Annotated in this window: 16 protein-coding genes and 2 pseudogenes; 8 read left to right on the top strand and 10 right to left on the bottom strand. The window is 63.3% G+C overall.

Going from position 1 to position 17,162, the window contains the following annotated elements; all coding sequences use genetic code 11:
• Positions 1 to 48 precede the first annotated feature (48 nt).
• From AB0L58_RS34870 to AB0L58_RS34860, 3 genes and pseudogenes are all read right to left on the bottom strand, one after another.
• Entirely contained in the window at positions 49 to 912 is an 864-nt protein-coding gene (locus AB0L58_RS34870) for a fumarylacetoacetate hydrolase family protein (RefSeq protein WP_364393863.1), read from the bottom strand.
• 31 nt (positions 913 to 943) lie between these two features.
• Positions 944 to 1,078: pseudogene (locus AB0L58_RS34865) on the bottom strand (2-oxo acid dehydrogenase subunit E2); the annotation flags it as partial.
• 7 nt (positions 1,079 to 1,085) lie between these two features.
• Positions 1,086 to 1,848, bottom strand: a pseudogene (locus tag AB0L58_RS34860) (pyruvate dehydrogenase); the annotation flags it as partial.
• Positions 1,849 to 1,993: 145 nt separating this feature from the next.
• Between AB0L58_RS34860 and AB0L58_RS34855 the strand changes: the two are divergent.
• From AB0L58_RS34855 to AB0L58_RS34835, 5 genes are all read left to right on the top strand, one after another.
• On the top strand, positions 1,994 to 2,176 hold the full coding sequence (locus AB0L58_RS34855; RefSeq protein ID WP_364393860.1) for a hypothetical protein: 183 nt from the start codon (positions 1,994 to 1,996) through the stop codon (positions 2,174 to 2,176).
• Positions 2,173 to 2,346, top strand: coding sequence for a hypothetical protein (locus AB0L58_RS34850; protein ID WP_364394047.1), 174 nt, complete (start codon positions 2,173 to 2,175; stop codon positions 2,344 to 2,346). Before AB0L58_RS34855 ends, AB0L58_RS34850 begins: the two co-directional genes overlap by 4 nt.
• A 534-nt stretch (positions 2,347 to 2,880) precedes the next feature.
• Complete coding sequence (locus AB0L58_RS34845; RefSeq protein ID WP_364393857.1) at positions 2,881 to 4,269, top strand: amidohydrolase family protein; 1,389 nt, start codon at positions 2,881 to 2,883, stop codon at positions 4,267 to 4,269.
• A gap of 343 nt (positions 4,270 to 4,612) precedes the next feature.
• The gene (locus AB0L58_RS34840; protein WP_364393855.1) at positions 4,613 to 5,926 is read left to right on the top strand and encodes an ABC transporter permease; all 1,314 of its coding nucleotides are present in this window, start codon (positions 4,613 to 4,615) and stop codon (positions 5,924 to 5,926) included.
• 98 nt (positions 5,927 to 6,024) lie between these two features.
• Positions 6,025 to 6,645 carry a helix-turn-helix domain-containing protein gene (locus AB0L58_RS34835; protein ID WP_364393852.1) on the top strand — a complete coding sequence of 207 codons (621 nt, stop codon included), beginning with the start codon at positions 6,025 to 6,027 and terminating at the stop codon, positions 6,643 to 6,645.
• Here AB0L58_RS34835 and AB0L58_RS34830 read toward each other — a convergent pair.
• Genes AB0L58_RS34830 through AB0L58_RS34820 form a run of 3 tightly spaced genes read right to left on the bottom strand, consistent with a single transcriptional unit; the run spans position 6,602 to position 9,313 of the window.
• On the bottom strand, positions 6,602 to 7,507 hold the full coding sequence (locus AB0L58_RS34830; protein ID WP_364393850.1) for a LysR family transcriptional regulator: 906 nt from the start codon (positions 7,505 to 7,507) through the stop codon (positions 6,602 to 6,604). The genes AB0L58_RS34835 and AB0L58_RS34830 overlap by 44 nt on opposite strands.
• A 51-nt stretch (positions 7,508 to 7,558) precedes the next feature.
• The gene (locus tag AB0L58_RS34825; RefSeq protein WP_364393848.1) at positions 7,559 to 8,494 is read right to left on the bottom strand and encodes a dihydrodipicolinate synthase family protein; all 936 of its coding nucleotides are present in this window, start codon (positions 8,492 to 8,494) and stop codon (positions 7,559 to 7,561) included.
• Between the two features lie 33 nt (positions 8,495 to 8,527).
• Entirely contained in the window at positions 8,528 to 9,313 is a 786-nt protein-coding gene (locus tag AB0L58_RS34820) for an SDR family oxidoreductase (RefSeq protein WP_364393845.1), read from the bottom strand.
• Positions 9,314 to 9,574: 261 nt separating this feature from the next.
• On the opposite strand from AB0L58_RS34820, the gene AB0L58_RS34815 reads away from it, so the two are divergent.
• Both AB0L58_RS34815 and AB0L58_RS34810 read left to right on the top strand, forming a co-directional pair.
• Entirely contained in the window at positions 9,575 to 10,654 is a 1,080-nt protein-coding gene (locus tag AB0L58_RS34815; protein ID WP_364393842.1) for a zinc-binding dehydrogenase, read from the top strand.
• Entirely contained in the window at positions 10,641 to 11,798 is a 1,158-nt protein-coding gene (locus tag AB0L58_RS34810) for a DUF3500 domain-containing protein (RefSeq protein WP_364393839.1), read from the top strand. The genes AB0L58_RS34815 and AB0L58_RS34810 overlap by 14 nt, the downstream gene beginning before the upstream one ends.
• 54 nt (positions 11,799 to 11,852) lie before the next feature.
• On the opposite strand, the gene AB0L58_RS34805 is transcribed toward AB0L58_RS34810, so the two are convergent.
• The 4 genes from AB0L58_RS34805 to AB0L58_RS34790 form a co-directional block, all read right to left on the bottom strand.
• On the bottom strand, positions 11,853 to 12,065 hold the full coding sequence (locus AB0L58_RS34805; RefSeq protein ID WP_364393837.1) for a hypothetical protein: 213 nt from the start codon (positions 12,063 to 12,065) through the stop codon (positions 11,853 to 11,855).
• Between the two features lie 142 nt (positions 12,066 to 12,207).
• On the bottom strand, positions 12,208 to 13,794 hold the full coding sequence (locus AB0L58_RS34800) for an FAD-dependent oxidoreductase (RefSeq protein WP_364393834.1): 1,587 nt from the start codon (positions 13,792 to 13,794) through the stop codon (positions 12,208 to 12,210).
• Complete coding sequence (locus tag AB0L58_RS34795; protein ID WP_364393832.1) at positions 13,791 to 14,672, bottom strand: alpha/beta hydrolase; 882 nt, start codon at positions 14,670 to 14,672, stop codon at positions 13,791 to 13,793. Before AB0L58_RS34795 ends, AB0L58_RS34800 begins: the two co-directional genes overlap by 4 nt.
• Positions 14,673 to 14,686: 14 nt before the next feature.
• Positions 14,687 to 15,649 (bottom strand): alpha/beta hydrolase, encoded by a 963-nt coding sequence (locus AB0L58_RS34790; protein ID WP_364393829.1) that lies wholly within the window; start codon positions 15,647 to 15,649, stop codon positions 14,687 to 14,689.
• Here AB0L58_RS34790 and AB0L58_RS34785 point away from each other — a divergent pair.
• Complete coding sequence (locus AB0L58_RS34785; RefSeq protein ID WP_364393826.1) at positions 15,642 to 16,352, top strand: TetR/AcrR family transcriptional regulator C-terminal domain-containing protein; 711 nt, start codon at positions 15,642 to 15,644, stop codon at positions 16,350 to 16,352. The genes AB0L58_RS34790 and AB0L58_RS34785 overlap by 8 nt on opposite strands.
• Positions 16,353 to 17,162 lie beyond the last annotated feature (810 nt).

The raw sequence follows: 17,162 nt of genomic DNA, 5'->3' as shown, positions 1-17,162 counted from the left end.
TGGGAGACCAGCTTGCCCCGCGTGACTACGGCCAAGATCTCCTTTGGCTTACGTTCGAGCAGGTGCGGCCCTGATCATGCGGTTTCGCAATTCACCGATGCCGTCGATTCGGCTGACCAGCGTTTGTCCTGGTTTGAGGAACCTCGGTGGCCTCATTGCGACTCCCACACCTGCGGGCGTTCCGGTGAAGATCATATCGCCCGGCAACAAAGTGATCACCGAGGAAAGCCGCGAAATGATTTGCGGCACAGAGAAGATCATGTCCTTGGTACTTGCCCTTTGAACCTCTTCACCGTCTACTGTGCAGGTCAGCATCAGGTCGTCGCGGTCTACGAACTCATCAGGGGTCACCAGCCACGGACCCACCGGACCGTAGCCCGGTAACGACTTGCCCAGGTTGAACTGTTGTGGAGCCGGGTCACGAAACTGAATCGTTCGCTCCGAGAGGTCTTGCCCCACAGTCAGTCCTGCCACGTAGTCCCACGCATGCGCGGGCGTGGCGTTCTCGACGCTTCCGCCGAGAACGATAACTAATTCGATCTCCCAATCCGTCGTCCCGCCCTCTCGGATCGCCACATCATCGTAAGGACCGTTGAGACAACTGACGAATTTCGTAAAGACCACAGGTTCTTTCGGCTCTTCGAGTCCAGTTTCGGCCGCGTGCTGGGAATAGTTCAGGCCTACCGCGAGGATCTGCGGTGGAGACGGCGCGGGTGTCCGCAAAGATGCCGGATCGAACGGCCGCCACAGGGTGGAGAAATCGAATTCCTCAGCCCAAGAACGGAATTCATGCCAACGTGAATATATCGCTTGCGGATCCGACGAGAACAGACCCTCGCTCGCACGCTGCACGTCGACTGCCATATCGGCGGTCACGACAACAAGACGTCCGTCCAGATCGGCGATACGCATAGCACTCCTGAGGATGACGTTACCCGACCAGTCAATATCCGAGATCTGTTGGGGTATAACCGTTTTCGAGTCGGGTCTTGATAGTTGCGAGGAATCGGGAGGCGTCGGCGCCGTCGACCAGCCGGTGGTCGTAGGTGATCGAGAAATAGGCCATCGCACGCACACCGAATCGGAATCCATGTTTCGCCTGTGCCGCGGCCCTGGCGTGCTTGAACCGCGCGGAACAGTAGTCCCGGGCTGGTGATGCAAACAACGTCGGTCGCGACGCCGGACAGCGTGAGTCGTTCGGCGGCCGCGATAGCCTCGGTCATCATGGCACCCATCGCGGCGATGGTTATTTTGGTGTCGTCGTGACGGATCAGCGGATATCCACCCGCGACGACCTGCCGGCGGCGACGTTCACGCGCTGCCGGGTCGGCCGGAACAGCGGCCAATGTCTGATCGACTGGCCGGGTCGACAGCCGCAGGTAGGCCGACGTGCCGCCGGGGCGGCCGAGCCGGCTGAGGCAGGCGAGCAGAGTCCACTCGACATCGAGGGAGAATGCCGGTTCGTAGCTGATACAGCCGGGTTGTTCGAGACCGATCGACGGTGTCTTGATGGATTGGTGGGCTCCGCCTTCGGCAGCCAGAGTGACGCCGGACGGGGTGCCGACCAGAATGGATTGACCGCCAGCGTAGACGCCGTATGACCACGGCTCGAGCGCACGCTCTACAAAAGGGTCGTAGAGGACTCCGATGGGCAATAGTGGCTGTCCCCATCGACTCCATGTGGCACCGAGTTCACCGATGAGGCCGACAAGGTTGGTTTCGGCCCCAACTCCATATGCTGGCCGGTGGGTCGTTCGCGCCAGTGCAGGATGGTCTCGGCGTCGTCGGCGAACCAGTCGTGCCGCTCGACCGAGACCACACCCCGACCTTGTTGACCCACCCGGCAAGAACACTTCATCGCCAGCGGCCTCGAATTCGGCTACACCTACCGGGCCCCCTCATCTACTCCGAGCCCGGCCGGCCATCGGTCGACAAAGACGCAACCATCAACTACAGGCCGACAACCGCGCCAGGAGCACGACTGCCCCATGCCATGATCCTGCGCGACGGATCCGCACAGCCAGTCCACGACCTGCTCAGCCGAGACGGACTCACCCTCCTCACCGCCGATCCACACGGCTGGACCGAAGCCACCCGTGACCACGACAATCCGATACCCCTGCCACTACAGGTGATCGGGCTCATTTCCCGGCCCCCTTCGACCAGCAGCCACTGATCGACCGCTACGAAGTCGGCGACAGCGGCGCCTTGCTCGTCCGACCTGACGGCCACATCGCCTGGCGGACAACAAAAGACGCCCGCACAGGGGTGATCGAGCTCTTCGCACAGCTACAGCAGAAGTGGTGCCCGCATTGGCGCGCACAAGCAATCAGCCTCAGCGCCTAGCGATCTCGTCGAGACCGATTCGCCGCCCAAGGGGTTTGGCGGCAGATCACGGCCGGGCCATGGCCCGGCCGTTCATGCTGCGCGGCAGTTTCATCAGAACTTCCAACGGCATCGCACACAGAACGGCTCTGATACATGATCAACTGGAGGTGCTCTACGACCTCGGCGCCCTGCCCGACATCCTGGCCGGGGCAGCCTGTATCCGCCGTTGACAACATCGGCCACATCGCCACACGCGATCTGTCCACCAGCACTCACGCCGCAATCCGCACTGTCACGCCTGCCAGCGGCACGCAAAACCACACGGGGTGAGCACGACTGACTCCGTTCACCGACGGCGGCCGGATTCCTCGGCACGGCGGCAACGCTCACACCGGACAGACAGCGCGAGCCAGACGGTCAGCGATCACACCCGTCGACCGAACTTGACAAAAATCACATTTAAGGTAACACTGTTGCCATTATGTGTTCGTCCATGAATCTGCTGCAGACTTCGGCGTCTGCCATGTTCGCTGCCATACCGGGGACAGCCCTATGACGCGAGTTATGTTGCGCGGCGCACAGGTGATCACGATGTCATCGAATCGACCCGACGCCGAATCCATCGATATTTTGATAGATGGTGATCAGATCGCCGATATCGGCGCCGACCTCTCCGACGATGGCGCCGAAATAATCGACTGCACCGGACGGATCGTGATGCCCGGCTTGGTCAATGCCCACTTGCACACGTGGCAGACCGGGCTACGAACCCTCGGCGCCGATTGGACATTGTCAGATTATCTCGGCCACTCCCACGGCACCATAGCCAAGCATTACAGCCCAGAGGATATCCGGATCGCCACCCTCGCCGGAGCGCTCGGCCAGATCAACAGCGGCACAACCACTATCGCCGACTGGTGTCACAACACAAAGTCCCCCGATCACTCCGACGCCGCTATCGAAGGGCTTGCGACGTCAGGTATTCGGGCGGTCTTCTTACATGGCACGCCTTATTCGACGTCAACGGCACATCCTATCCATGAGATCGATCGTCTGCTCGACGGCTCCATCCGATCTCACGAATTGCTTTCGCTGGGCATGGCCATCCGGGGACCGCAATTGTCGCCGCCCGATATCGCCGTCGCCGATTTTCGTGCTGCCGGCGAGCGCGGTCTTGTCGTCTCGATGCACCAGAGCGGCGGAGAGGCCAGATCCGGCTGGGACGCGGTCTATTCCGCCGACCTTATCGGGCCCCGGACCAATATCGCCCATGGCGCCGGGCTGAGCGATGATTGGGTCAAACGACTCACCGATGCCGGTGCCACCTTCACCGCCACCCCCGAGAACGAACTCGGGCAGGGCCACGGTGCACCGATCACCGCACGCCTGCTCCCGATCGGTGCCGCACCGTCGCTGGGAACCGACACCGACTGCGTCGTGGCGGGCGACCTCCTCACATCCGCGCGAATCGCGCTGGCTCACCAGCGGGGGCTTGATCACGACCGGCAACGACGGTCGACCGGAGTGTTCTCCTTCGATCAGACGGTCACCAGCAAACAGGCGCTGGAATGGGCGACCACCGAGGGAGCACGAGCACTCGGCCTCGCTGATCGAGTCGGACGTATCGAGCCGGGGATGCAGGCAGATCTCATCGTCATCGACGCTCGTGCCCTGAATCTCTGGCCGGCACACGATCCGGTCGCCGCGGCGCTGCATTCGAGTTTCGGCAATATCGAAGCGGTCTTGATTGCCGGACAGTGGCGCAAACGCGATCACAATCTGGTCGACAGCAATGTCGAGAACGTGAAAACCGAGTTGGCACGATCCGCCGAACGACTGGTGCGCAAATTCCGGACCCCGGGAATTCTGGGCGGGCTACGACAGAAGGCCGTTCGAAAAGTGGTGCAACGTCGCATGATTCGCGAGCTGAGCACAGACTGATCGACACCATCCATATTACCGGTAACAATGTAACCATTATTTGCCCTGCTGGGTCGACCTCGACGGCCGCAACTCCCGGCCCGAGCCCCTCTGCCGAGTTGACCGGCCGGGAGTGGGAGGTGGCCGACGCCATGGCAGACGCTGGCAGCCCTGTCACCGACGCTGATGCGGCACCTGCTCGACCACACCACGAAGCGCAACAGTTCACAGTCCGGACAACTGCCGCGTAATCGCAGGAGGAGGCGTGTGCGGTAACTCTCCGTGGCGCATATGACATCGCCGCGTTGTTTCCATTACGGTTACCAAGTAACCATAATGGTCACCACGAAGGGGTGAGTCACTTTTGACGAACAACGGAGAACTGACAGGAAGCAGGCTGGGGCCGCGATTGTGGCTACCCCCGGCAGTCATCGTCACCGTCGTCATGGCAGCACTGGCAGCGCTGTACCTGGGCAGCACGGTCAACTCCTCCCACGACCTCGACAGCTTTCCCATCGCGGTCGTCAACGCCGATACCGGCGCGACCAGCACATCGGGGCAGCACGTCGACATCGGCGCGCAGATCACCGACAACCTGCGCAAGGGGGTCGATGACAACAAGTTCGACCTGCGCTTCGTCAGTCTCGCCGAGGCGAAGGAACAGATGAGCAAGGCGAAGCTCTACGGCGCGATCGTCCTGCCCGCGGACCTGAGCGAGCAGCTGATGACGCTCACGAAGAGTGCGACATCCGGCGGAGCCGCACAGCAACCCGAGATCACGGTGTACACCAATCCCCTCGCGAACACCTCCAGCGTCTCCATCGTCAACTCGTTCGCCTCTCAGGCGCTGACAGAGGCGAACCAGGCAGTCGGTGGGCAACTGCTCGCGGGTGCGGCGCAGGCTCAGGCTCAGGCTCAGGCCACGACAACCGGTCAGCCTCTCGCCGGGACCGCGCGCATTGTCTTATCCGAGCCCATGAAGGTACATATCACGCCATTCAACGAGGTTCCGGACGGCACCGGCGCCGGATTGTCGGCGTTCTACTACGCCTTGCTGCTCGCGCTGGCCGGTTTCACCGGCTCCCTGATCGCCACCAACCTCGTCGACTCGCTGCTCGGTTTCACGCCATCGGAGATCGGGCCGCTCTACCACATGGAGAGCCCCTCGGGACACAGCCGCCTGACCACCCTCATCGTGAAGTGGGGCCTCATGACCGGTATCGCGGTGGTCGTCAGCACCGTCTACCTGGGGATCGCCTCCTGGATCGGCATGCCCATAGGCCATCCAGGACAGCTGTGGCTGTTCAGCGTGCTGATGATCACATCCGTCGCAGTGGTCGCACAGGCGATTCTCGCCCTCCTGGGCGGGCTGGGCATGGTGGTCAATCTCTTCCTGTTCATCGTGCTGTCGATTCCCAGCTCCGGGGGAACAACACCACTGGAGGCCATGCCGCCCGCCATCCGATTCCTCAGCCATTTCGAGCCCATGCACCAGATCTACCTCGGAACGCGGTCAATCCTGTACTTCGGAGGTACCTGGGAAACGGGGCTGGGACGTTCCGTGATCGCCGGCGTGATCACCATCGTTCTCGGCCTTTTTATCGGAGCCTTTGGCACTCGCGCTTACGACCGCCGTGGACTCACCAGAAAGCACCACCCAGTCGTAGCCGAGCAGTGACCGACTGGCGCTCGGCGCGAGCAGTCGCATCGGTCGACCACCACACGAAGTGCGTAACCATTTCAGTCACTTTGTGAGCAATTTGGTAACATTCTGTTGTGAAGTCGACCCTGAAGCCTACGAGCGAGGAAATAGACCGCGCCTTGATCGACCTGGCGGCTGTTGTGTTCGCTCGGCATGGCTTCACACAGGGGCCGGTGCAGGCGATCGCTGATGCCGCCGGTTACTCCAAGGCGGCAGTGCTGAAGCGGTTCGGCTCGAAGGAGCGGATCCAGGATGCCGTGGTCGCCCGCGCAGAGGAGCATGCCGAGCGGGTGGCGGCTGCGGCCGAGGGTCTTCCAGTCGGGCCGGAGCGGGACGCTGCGCTACTCGGTGCTCTGATCGAGCTGATCGAGGAGTGGCCGGGAACGGGCGCGCTCATTGTCGGCGCGTTCTGGCTAACGCGAGAGCCGGAGATCATGCAGCGTCTTTCGAGGGCGCAGCACACGCTTATGGAAGCCTTCGACCCTGACGTGTGGACGGACGAGGAGCGGCATGTGCGGGTGGTATCCGCGATCGGCGCGGTGACGGTAACGATGATGGCGAACCGCGATGTCAGGTGGACCGAGCTCACGGATGTCGTGATTGCGGCGGGGCTCGGCGCGCTGGGGCACACCGCGCGGAGTCGCCGGGTGGCTAACAGCGCAGCGCGCCCGCCGGAAGATCGCCCGCGTCGGTGAGCGGAAGCTCGAGGGAGATGAGTAAGTCTCGATACCTTTGCGCCAGTTGTGTCGGCTCGCTGCGGCTGTAGGCGACGATCTCGCGGTAGACGCCGGGACCGATACGTCTGGTGTGCTGTACCCAGCCGCCGGGTACGGCATTGTTCGGCACCAGTGCTACGCCGAGACCTTCCATCGCGAACAGCAGTGCGGCGCTCACCTGCCCGGTACGAGCTACGGCGCGTGGGGTGAATCCGAGGGCGTTCGCTGTTCGTTCGGCGATTTCACTCATGCCTTGTTCAGGCTCGTACAGGATCCAATCGGCGGCGGCGAGTTCCTCCACTTCCGCCGAGGAACCCGTACCGTGTCCCGTCGGGCCGACCAGCACCATCTCCTCGTAACCGAGTGATGCGACCGGTCCGTCCCACAATTCGGGCCGCGGGCCGACCGCGATGTCGCCCTGTCCGCTGCGAACAGCGTCCTCGAGGGCACGGCGATGCGAGAAGTCGTGCACCCGAAGGACAGCGGTCGGGAACAGAGCGTGCCACCGCACCGCGCTGGGCGGCAATATCCCCGAGGCGATGGACCGCACGGTGAGCACGTGCACGTCGCCGCTTCGACCCTCGACAACCTGGCGTACTGCGTCCGCTGCTTCATCGGCAACCTGCAATACCCGCTGGGCCAGGGGCAAAAAGACGCGTCCGGCGGGGGTGAGGGCAAGACCATGCCGTCCGCGCTCGAGCAATACCGCGCCGAGTTCTTTTTCCAGCGAACGGATCTGCTGGGACAGCGACGGCTGCGAGACATATAGTCGCGCCGCGGCGGCGCTGAAGGATCCGCTTTCCCAGACGGCGAGAAAATACTCGAGTTGACGCAGTCGCATCAGACGAAGTTACCGCCGCGAACGGCGGGCGCAAATGTGCAGAAAATAGATTCACCCGACCAGTTCGACTCGGCTGTCCTGGCGACCGAGCCGGGTGAGCAGTAAGTCGATTTCCGCCCGCGCTCGGCTCGACAGCATACTGCGCGGCAAGCGCTGAGCATCGGAGGCGAGCAGTCCGCGCCGCTTCATGACGTACTTGCGTACCGCCAGACCCACACCCGGTTGCTGTTCGTAACGCAACAGCGGCAGGTGCGCGTCGAAGATGTCGTGGCTTTCCTCGATGCGGCCGGCCGCGGCATGTCCCACCACGTCGACCAACATTTCCGGGAAACAATATCCGGTCATGGCGCCGTCGGCCCCCCGCTCGGCCTCGAAATCGAGGAAGAGACCGCCGTTACCGCACAGGATCGAGATCCGGGGCATTTCACCGTCGGCTTCGAAATTGCGCAGTGCGCTGATTTTCTCCAGCCCCGGCCAGTCCTCGTGCTTCAGCATTACGCAGCTGGGTACAGCGCGGGCTATGCGTGCAATAACCGAGGGACTCATGACAACCGAGAACGACAACGGGTAGTCCTGCAGGACCAAGGGGACCGAGTCGCCGAGCGCGTCCGCGACACCCTCGTAATAGGCCACGATCCGATCGTCGGTACGCAGTGTGTTGGGCGGTGCGACCATGACACCCGCTGCTCCGGCCGCCATGACATCGCCGGTGAGTGCGCGCATCGCCGCGTAGCCCGGGGCGGAAACTCCGACGACCACGGGGAGCCTGGTCCGCTGCAGAACGTTGCCCACGATTCGTGTTGCTTCGTGGTGGGACAGTTTCGGTGCCTCGCCCAGCTGGCCGAGGAGGGTAATCCCGGTGACACCGGCTGATTCGTAGAAATCGACGAGTCGGCCCAGTGAGTCGAAGTCCACCGCGCCTTCCTCGTCGAAGGGTGTCGGCGAAATGGCGAAGACGCCCTTCGCCTCGCGCGTGAGCAGGGCCATGGTTGAAATCCTTGTGGCTGTAGGGTTTCGGTATCAGAGGCTGGGAATGAGCCCGCCGTCGACGCGCACCACCGAGCCGGTGATGTACGACGCCGCGTCACTCGCCAGGAACGCCACCGTCGATGCGTACTCGTGCGGGTCGCCGTAGCGGCCGACCGGAATGGTGGCCGCACTGGCGGCCGCGATCTGTTCGGCGGTCCGGCCTTCCGCATCGGCCTTGATCTGGTCGAGACGCTCGACCCGCTGGGTGCCGATACGTCCTGGCACGATGACGTTGCAGGTGACGCCGTCCGCGGCAACCTCACGGGCCAGCGTCTTGGACCAGCCGAGCAGCGCGGCACGAAGGCTGTTCGACATGCCGAGATTGGGGATGGGAGCGACAACCCCCGAACTCGTGCTGGTAATGACACGACCCCACCCGCGCGTCCGCATACCTGGGACGAGTCTGTCGCTGATCGCGATCACAGACAGAACCATGGACCGGAAATTGTCGAGCCACAGGGCGGGGGGCTGGCCGAGGACCGGCGCAGGCGCCGGCCCGCCGGTGTTGTTCACCAAGATGCCGACCGGACCGAAGGTCTGCTCGATCGCAGCGACATTGCCTTGGATGGCATCGAGGTCGGCGATATCCCATGCCACCGCCATGGCCTGCCCGCCGGCGGCAACGATCGCGTCGCTGCGTGATTTCGCGGCTTCGAGATGGATATCCGCGAGGACCACCTGGGCGCCCTCGGCCGCGAGTCTTTCCGCGATCGCACCTCCGAGGCCGCCGCCTCCGCCCAGAACCAGTGCCGTTCTGCCGCCAATCCAAAGATCCAACGTTGACTCCTCGACCGCATGCCCGATGAAACTCCGGCATTTTCCATGGTTGATAGATTCCGGCATTTACATATATTTCGGACCGTACCACCGCATACACGGGAGCACGAAATAGCGAAAATCATCACCCCCCATAGGCAAAACTTATACATCCAGTACAGCGTCGACACCGGCGAAAAGAAAAAATAAAACTCAGACACCAGAGATTTCCTTCAAGTAGTCTGCTCCTAATTCATCGATAACCAACCGAAAGGCGATCTTGTGCCCATTCCGGATACGATGCTCGCGGCCGTAATCGGCGAGCCGGGAATTATCGGAACCAAAACTCTGCCGGTACCGCGCCCGGGTCCGGACGACGTTCTCGTGCGTGTACACCGAGCGTCGCTGTGCGGCACCGACCTCAAGATTCGCAGCCGACGATTCTTCGGGGGCGCAGGCCCGGCGCCGGACACATTCGTGCCCGGCCACGAATACGCCGGCGTCGTGGCAGCGGTGGGGAGTGCCGTCGACGAGTTCGCGGTCGGCGATCGCGTTGTCACGGAGGCACATCGGGGTTGCATGCGCTGCGTCAACTGCCTGTCCGGTGCTTATACGGACTGCTTGAACTACGGCAACCAGGCCAAGGGCCATCGGGTGCAGGGCATGACGGTCAACGGCGGCTTCGCCGAATATGTCGTCAACCACGTCTCTACGCTGCATCGGCTGCCCGCCTACATCGACTTCGACTCGGCCGTCGTCCTCACCACCGCAGGCACCGTGATGCACGCCTTCGACGTGCTCGGCTCGCTCCTGGTCGGTGCCGAGGTCGCGGTGATCGGCCCCGGCCCCATCGGGTTGCTCGCGGTGCAGGTAGCCCGGGAACTCGGCGCGGACCTGGTGACGTTGGTAGGCACCCGCCCCGATCGACTGGAAATCGGCAAGCAGTTCGGGGCCGACCACCTGTTCAACGTCCGCGAGGAAGATGCCGTCGCCGCGGTCCGGGATATCACGGGCGGCCTCGGAGCCGACATCGTCATCGAATGCTCGGGCGCTACGAGTGCGGTCGACGACGCGATCCACATGGCCAAGCGCTCGGGCAAGGTCGTTTTGGCAGGGTTCTTCGAACAGCCGGTGTCGGTCGACCTCAACCACGCTGTCATGAACGGAATTTCGATCCAGACCGTCCGCGGCGAAGGCACCGGCTCGGTAGCCCGGGCGCTGTCGCTGGCGTCCCATGGGCGATTACAGACCGCCAACCTGGTGACACATCATTTCGCGCTAGAGGGCATCGGGGAGGCTTTCGATACCTATGCCGAACGTCGAGACAACGCCATCAAGGTGATGCTCGATGTCGCCGAATGAGGTGACCACCCGCTCCGTCCGCGAGCTGGTCGCTGCCGACATGGCGGACCGGGCGGCAGAGTGGCTGGCCACCCTCACCGTCGAACAGCGAGTTCAGGCACAGTTCGCCTCCCCCATGGCACCGGACGCGGAGGCCGAACGACTCCGATGGTTCTACACCCCGACCGACCACGGTGGACTCGCCCTTCGCGATCAGACCGCACACCAGCAGAGCTTGGCGATGCAACTGGTCGCGTCGGGTCTGTCGAGGGCCGGATATGCCACGGTCGCAACAGTGATGGGTTTAGAGAACGTCCTCGATCAGGTGGAAGGATGGCATGTCCGTTGGGGGCGGCAACGGGGCCGAGATCCGAGCCTGTACTGGCTCAGGTTGTTCGGCCGACCGGGTGACCCGGTGTGGGCATGGCGCTTCGGAGGCCACCACATCTCGCTGAACTACCTGATCGTCGGCGGTCGCATCGTCTCGACGACACCGTGTTTCATCGGAGCCGATCCGGCCAGTACCGCCTTGCTTGGCGCGGCATTGCGGCCACTGGGCGGACCGGAGGAGGCGGCGCGGCAATTGGCCCGGTCGCTGGACTCGGACCGTTACCAGGTGGCGTTATTCCACAAGAGCGCGGTATCCGACATCGTCTCCGGTAATCGGCCGACCATCACACACGGCGACACGATGATGCATATGCAGGATTTGTGGCGCGGCAGGTTCACCGATCCGGCGCTGCGGGATCTGGTCGACGATATCGACCGGCGTGCCGAAGAAGGAAGCGGATACACCGAAGCCGACCACGCGGCAACGGCAATCTACATTCCGCCCACGGGATTGTCCGCACGCGACCTCGACCCGGATCAGCGCGGCATTTTGCGCAACCTCATCGATCTGTACAGCGGTCGTGCACCGAGTGCGCTCGCCGATGCGCACACCGCGCACTACGCAGCCGACGACGTACTCGACCATGTCCACTTCGGCTGGGCGGGCAGTCTGCAGGCCGGTGAACCGCACTACTACCGCATCCAGGGCCCGGAGCTGCTCATCGAGTACGACAACACCCAGCGCAACGCCAACCACGCACACTCGGTCTGGCGCAACCCGCGTTCGGATTTCGGGCTGGACAGTCTCGCCGAGCATCGCCGACTCGCGCATTGAAACGATGCTGCCCCGGTGACGTGGTTCACCGGGGCAGCATCGTGCTTACCGCGTTCAGAACATAGGCGCGGCGTCCGGGCCGCTCGGCGCATACAGGCATTGGCACGGCATCGCCGGATAGCTGTGGTCCACTCGATCATCGACAGCGACGGCGCGGGCCCAACCCTTTTCGATCGCCTCCCGTGCGAACGTCACCGCCGCCTCATAGGAGGCAACGAAATGCAATGGTGAACCGAGACCGAAATCGACCATCAGATGCCACATCATCGCACTTCCGAACTAGATATCCGAACTGGATATAGGCCCCGTCAGCAATGCCGACGGCAGCCGCCCGATCTTGCCCGCGCACTCGGCGTCCGAAGCTCGTCCGACCACGGCGCATCCGTTCCACGCGGGATGTTGTCGCAGTTCACGCCTTCCTCGCGATGCCGGGTACGGCGGGTGCCTCGATGGCCGGGGTCATCGCGGCGGCGTATGCCAGGGTTGCCCGACCCATATTGGTGGTAGCGATGGAGCCGATATAGCCGTCGGGACGGATCAGCAGCAGGGTGGATTCGGTCAGGCCGTAGGTCCGGGCAAAGGAATCCGTGATATCGGCGAGCACCACGTGGGCATTCGCCTGATCTGCGCCATTGATGGCAACCTTTTTCAGTCCCGCGCCCGCCGACGGCCATGACAATGCTGTCAGTTCCTCGACTGCCGCGGGACCGTAGGCGATCGCGGTGAAATGCGGCCCGGCGAAGAGGTCGAAGAGGAGTTGGGCTCCCCCGGTGGCATCCAGCAGTTTCGCGTCCGGCGCGCGGTCGCCGACGTGCAGCGTCGCGGTTCGTTCAGCATCGGCCGTTACCAGTGGGCCGCCGCGATAATGAAGGCTGAGCTGGCGTTCGTCGTTGCCGCGTTTGATCGCCGACGGGTCGAGTTTGGCCAGGCCCTCGTACTTCTTTGTCGACAAGCCCAGGACCCCGGCCGCGATCGGCTGCCGCTCGGCCTCGTAGGTGTCGAGCAGGCTGTCCGGCGCCCCTGCGAGCACCTGTCCGAGTTTCCAGCCCAGATTGTAGGCATCCTGCAGGCCGGTGTTGAGTCCTTGCGCCCCAGCGGGTGGGTGTACATGAGCGGCATCTCCGGCGATGAATACCCGTCCGGAACGGTACCGGTCCGCGAGGCGAATGTTGGGGCGGAACACCGACTTCCAGCCGATGTCCGACAAGCGGAAGCCCTTGTCGCCGGTCTGGCTGTGGATGCGAGCGTTGAGGCTCTCCTCGTCGAGGGCGGGTTCCTCACCAAGGTTCAGACGAATCATCACCTGGAACCGATCGGAGTGCGGCAGCGGGCATGCGCCGACGAACCGGCCACCCGGCCGCGGCCATACATGCCAGCGGTCTCGGGAAAGCACGTCGACCGCGGCGTCGACGATGATCATTCGATCGGCTTCGTCCGTCGAGCCCTCGAAGCCGATGCCGGCTGTTTTGCGGACCGTGCTCGCGCCGCCGTCGGCGCCGACGAGGTAGCGAGCGCCGATCTCCTCGACACCATCGGGACCGGTGACCGTCGCCACCACAGCATCCGGGTATTGCTCGAATCCGGCCAATTCACACTCTGATTCGACGGCCACGCCCATCCGCTGCAGTCCGGCGCGCAGCGCGGCGTCGGTGCGGAACTGGGGAATCAGCCATGTATTCGGGTGCGGCACATCGGATGTCACGTCGTTACGGGACTGCATGTGCCAGGGAATCGTCAGTGGACCCGCGTGGATGCCCAATGGTGGGTACGTGGCTCCGCCAGCGAGGATGTCGTCGAGGACGCCGAGGTCCTCGAGCACTTCCAGGCTGCGTGGCTGGACTCCCTTGGCTCGCGAACCGTCGAATGCGTGCGCGGCTTTGTCGATTATCCGCACCGTCGATCCGCGGCGCGTCAGATCGATGGCCAAGGCGGTGCCGGTCGGCCCCGCCCCGACGACGAGGACGTCGATCAGTTCAGTCTTCGGCTCGGTCTTCATCGTGACGACTCTTTCCTGGCAGTATCGACGAAATCGGCGAACCGAAGACCCATCTGAACCGGCTCCTCGTAGGGGACCATGTGCCCGCAGGGCGAGATAATGTACGACTCGGTCGGCGCGAACAACGCGGACACTTCGTCGTAGCTCGTGATCGGGGTGACTTCATCTTCGTCGCCCCACAGCAACATCTTCGGAAACGGCAGGCGCCCGCTCTGCCGGTAGAGGTCCTGACGGGCGCCGAGCGGAAAGTCGGCAAGGGTAGCAGCCAAGGCGTAAATCGAGCCTTCGAACTCGTAAGACTCGCGCACCATCGCCGTGAGCGCCGCGGACTGCTGCGGATTCCGGACGTTGTGTGACAGGTGCCGGCCGAGCATTGTGCTGCCCAGCTTCTTCGCCAGAAAAGTGCCCGCCGTCTCGTTGCGCAGCAAGGCGGCGAAGGCGGGCGGGGGCTGCAGCCCGGCGGGACCGGCCAACGTCAGGGTGGCGATGCGGTCGGTGTGCTGGTTAGCGAAAGCCATAGCCACCAACGCGCCCATCGAGGTTCCGACGAGATGAAAGGGCCCGGCCAGATCCAGACGACCGGTCAGGTCGGCCAGTTGCCGCACGAACAGCGCCTGATCGTAGGTGACTCGCACACGATCGGAATAGCCACGCCCGTAGGCGCTGTAGGTGACAGTCCGGAATCCGCGCGAATGCAGCTCGCCGACGAGTTGATCCCAGTAGAACAGCGGAATGGTCAGACCGCCGGTGAGCACGACGACCTCGCCTCCTGCGGGGCCCGTCATCTCGTAGTGGGTGACGCCGTCACTGCATTCGATGAAGTCACCGCGCAGTTCCGCACGCGTGACCTGGTTCAGCTGCCGGGTCTCGCCGCGCACCACGAAATACTTCATCACTGTCCCTTCTTCGGCGAGGTCGCCTCGGTCAAGAAGTTCACTAGCGCGCTGGCCACCCATTCCGGATCTTCGTCGGGAAGCAGGTGACCACCGCTGGGATGAATCCGTTCGAGGCTGCCGGGGATATCGCGAGTGAAATGCTGACCATCGACGGACGCGCTACGAAGCACCAGCGTTGGCGCTGCGATGGCCGCGATCTCGGTGGTGCGGTCGATCTGTTCGGTGTTGGCGAAGTCGATGAACGCCTCTTGGTTGCCGGTCCGGGTCAGCATCGCGTACACCCGGTCCACCATCGCGTCGTCCACCACCGACTTGCGCGACCCCACCGCCGAGCGCAGATTGCGTTCGGTGGCCGACCGAGACGATAGGCGACGCAGCAACACGCGACCGATCGGGTTACGCGCCAGGCGCAGCGCCAACGGCAACGACTTGCCCGGATAGCCGGTGGCATTGATCAACACCAGCCGGTCCACTCGCCGCGGGTAATCCAGCGCGAAGTTCCAGGCCACGTTGCCGCCCAGTGAATTGCCCACTACCGAAGCCTTGGCGACCCCGATGGAGTCCAGGAAAGCGGCGACTGTATTGGCGAAGGTCTGTATCCGGTAGTCCCGGTCGGCGCGCGGGCCCGTGAGGCCGAAGCCGGGCAGGTCCGGGCGTATCACGTCGAACGCGGACAACCCCACGGCCACCTGGTCGAAGCATTGCAGCGAGGAGCCGCTGCCGTGCAGAAGCAACACCGAGGGGCCCGTCCCGGCCCGCTTGTAGTGAATGTTGCGGCCCTCGACGATCGCGAAGCGCGAATCCCGGTCGATGTAATCATCGGCAGCTGCTCGTTGACTCATAATGGTTACAGTGTTGCCGATACATGGCGCCCAGTCAAGCGATATCGGCAACATCGTTACCTTATATACTGAACAGGTGCCCAACATCCCGATACGCAACAATGCGAGGGTGTCCACTGCCGATCCAGACCCCGCAGGCACCACGACTCGCCGCTCCCCCGGCCGCCCACGGGTTCCCTTCGACCGGATCGTGACGACCGCGCTGCGCATCGTCGACGAGGAAGGGGCCGACGCGCTGTCGATGCGCACACTCGCCCAACGCCTCGACACCGGCACCGCAGTGCTCTACCGTGCGGTCGCCAATCGCGCCGAACTCATCGGCCATGTGGTCGACTGGGTGCTCGGCGAGATCGAAATCGATGACGATGCGCCCGACGGTGACTGGCAACGCGTGTGCGTCGCGGCCGGAGAGGCCATCTTCGGGACCCTTCGGCAGCACCGCGGGATCGCGCCGCTTCTCATCGAGCAGGTACCCATCGGCCCCAATGCGCTCCTCTTGCGCGAGCGGGTCTTGGCCATGCTGCTCGCCCATGGGTTTCCGCCGGAGTCCGCAGCGCTCGTGTACGCCACTCTGGCCCGGTATGTCGTCGGCTTCGCCACACAGCTAGCGGGTCATGACACTGAAGCCAACATCGACCCCGCTCCCATCGCCGCACTCTTCCGCGGGCTCGATCCGGCGCGATTCCCCGCCACGGTCGCCGTCGCCGACTGCCTGCCGATGCAAACTCTGGAAAGTGAGTTCGACTTCGGTCTGCGACTACTCGTCACCGGCCTCGTGCCGTTGCACGAGGCAGCAGCCGATGCGGTGAGCGCCCCCTGATTTCGTCCCGCATGCCGCAGCCTGTCGAGGAGTTGTTATTTCAGTGGTAGCGCGCCGTCCATACCACCTACATCGGTAATCTTCCATCCCGCGCCCGAATCAACGGTGACGTTATAGGTCACCGTCGTCTGCCCCCCATCGGGAGTCTGGGCATTCGTCGAATTGACGTTCAAAAATACGTTCACCTTGTACACACCACCGGTCTCGGCAGTAACCACTCCTTCGGCGGTTCGCGCATGTATCGGTCCACGATCACTACGCTTGAATGACGATCTGTTCGGTAATGATCATTTGGTCAGTAGTGTTGATTGAGCTATTTCGCTCGGCGTATCGAAATGAACATCGGTTCACTGACGGCACTCACCGGAATCCGCCGCCCGTCAGGTAACAGCGCGGCACGCGTGCGCGGCACATCCCGCACGGGCGCGTTCACCACGTCGCCCCACTGCACTCCCGCCACATCGGGCTTCCGTGGACGCTGCGGTCACAAAGAGCGGATTCCGGGTCGATCCGGTCATCGACAGTGGCTCGTCCAGGCATAATGGTTACAGTGTGGCCGTTATCACTCTTGCCGTCAATACGTTTTCAACAACATCGTTGCCATTATTTTACAAATATCGAGTACGACGTATCCGAATAAGCGACCTCTCGAGCGCCGAGGGCCGATTACGCAGTGCCCGCAGCCCTGCCAAGGGCAACCGCCGCCGCTGTTCGCGCAGTTCCTCGGGCAGGCGGTTACCGCCGATGGTGGCGAACCACTCGTCGGTCGAACGGGTTTCGGGCACCAATTCCTCGACGTCGACCGCAAGG

The sequence above is a fragment of the Nocardia sp. NPDC052112 genome, assembly GCF_040680135.1.
Taxonomy (GTDB): domain Bacteria; phylum Actinomycetota; class Actinomycetes; order Mycobacteriales; family Mycobacteriaceae; genus Nocardia.
The sequence above is the reverse complement of the archived record's forward strand: the minus strand, read 5'-3'. Positions and strand labels throughout refer to the sequence as shown.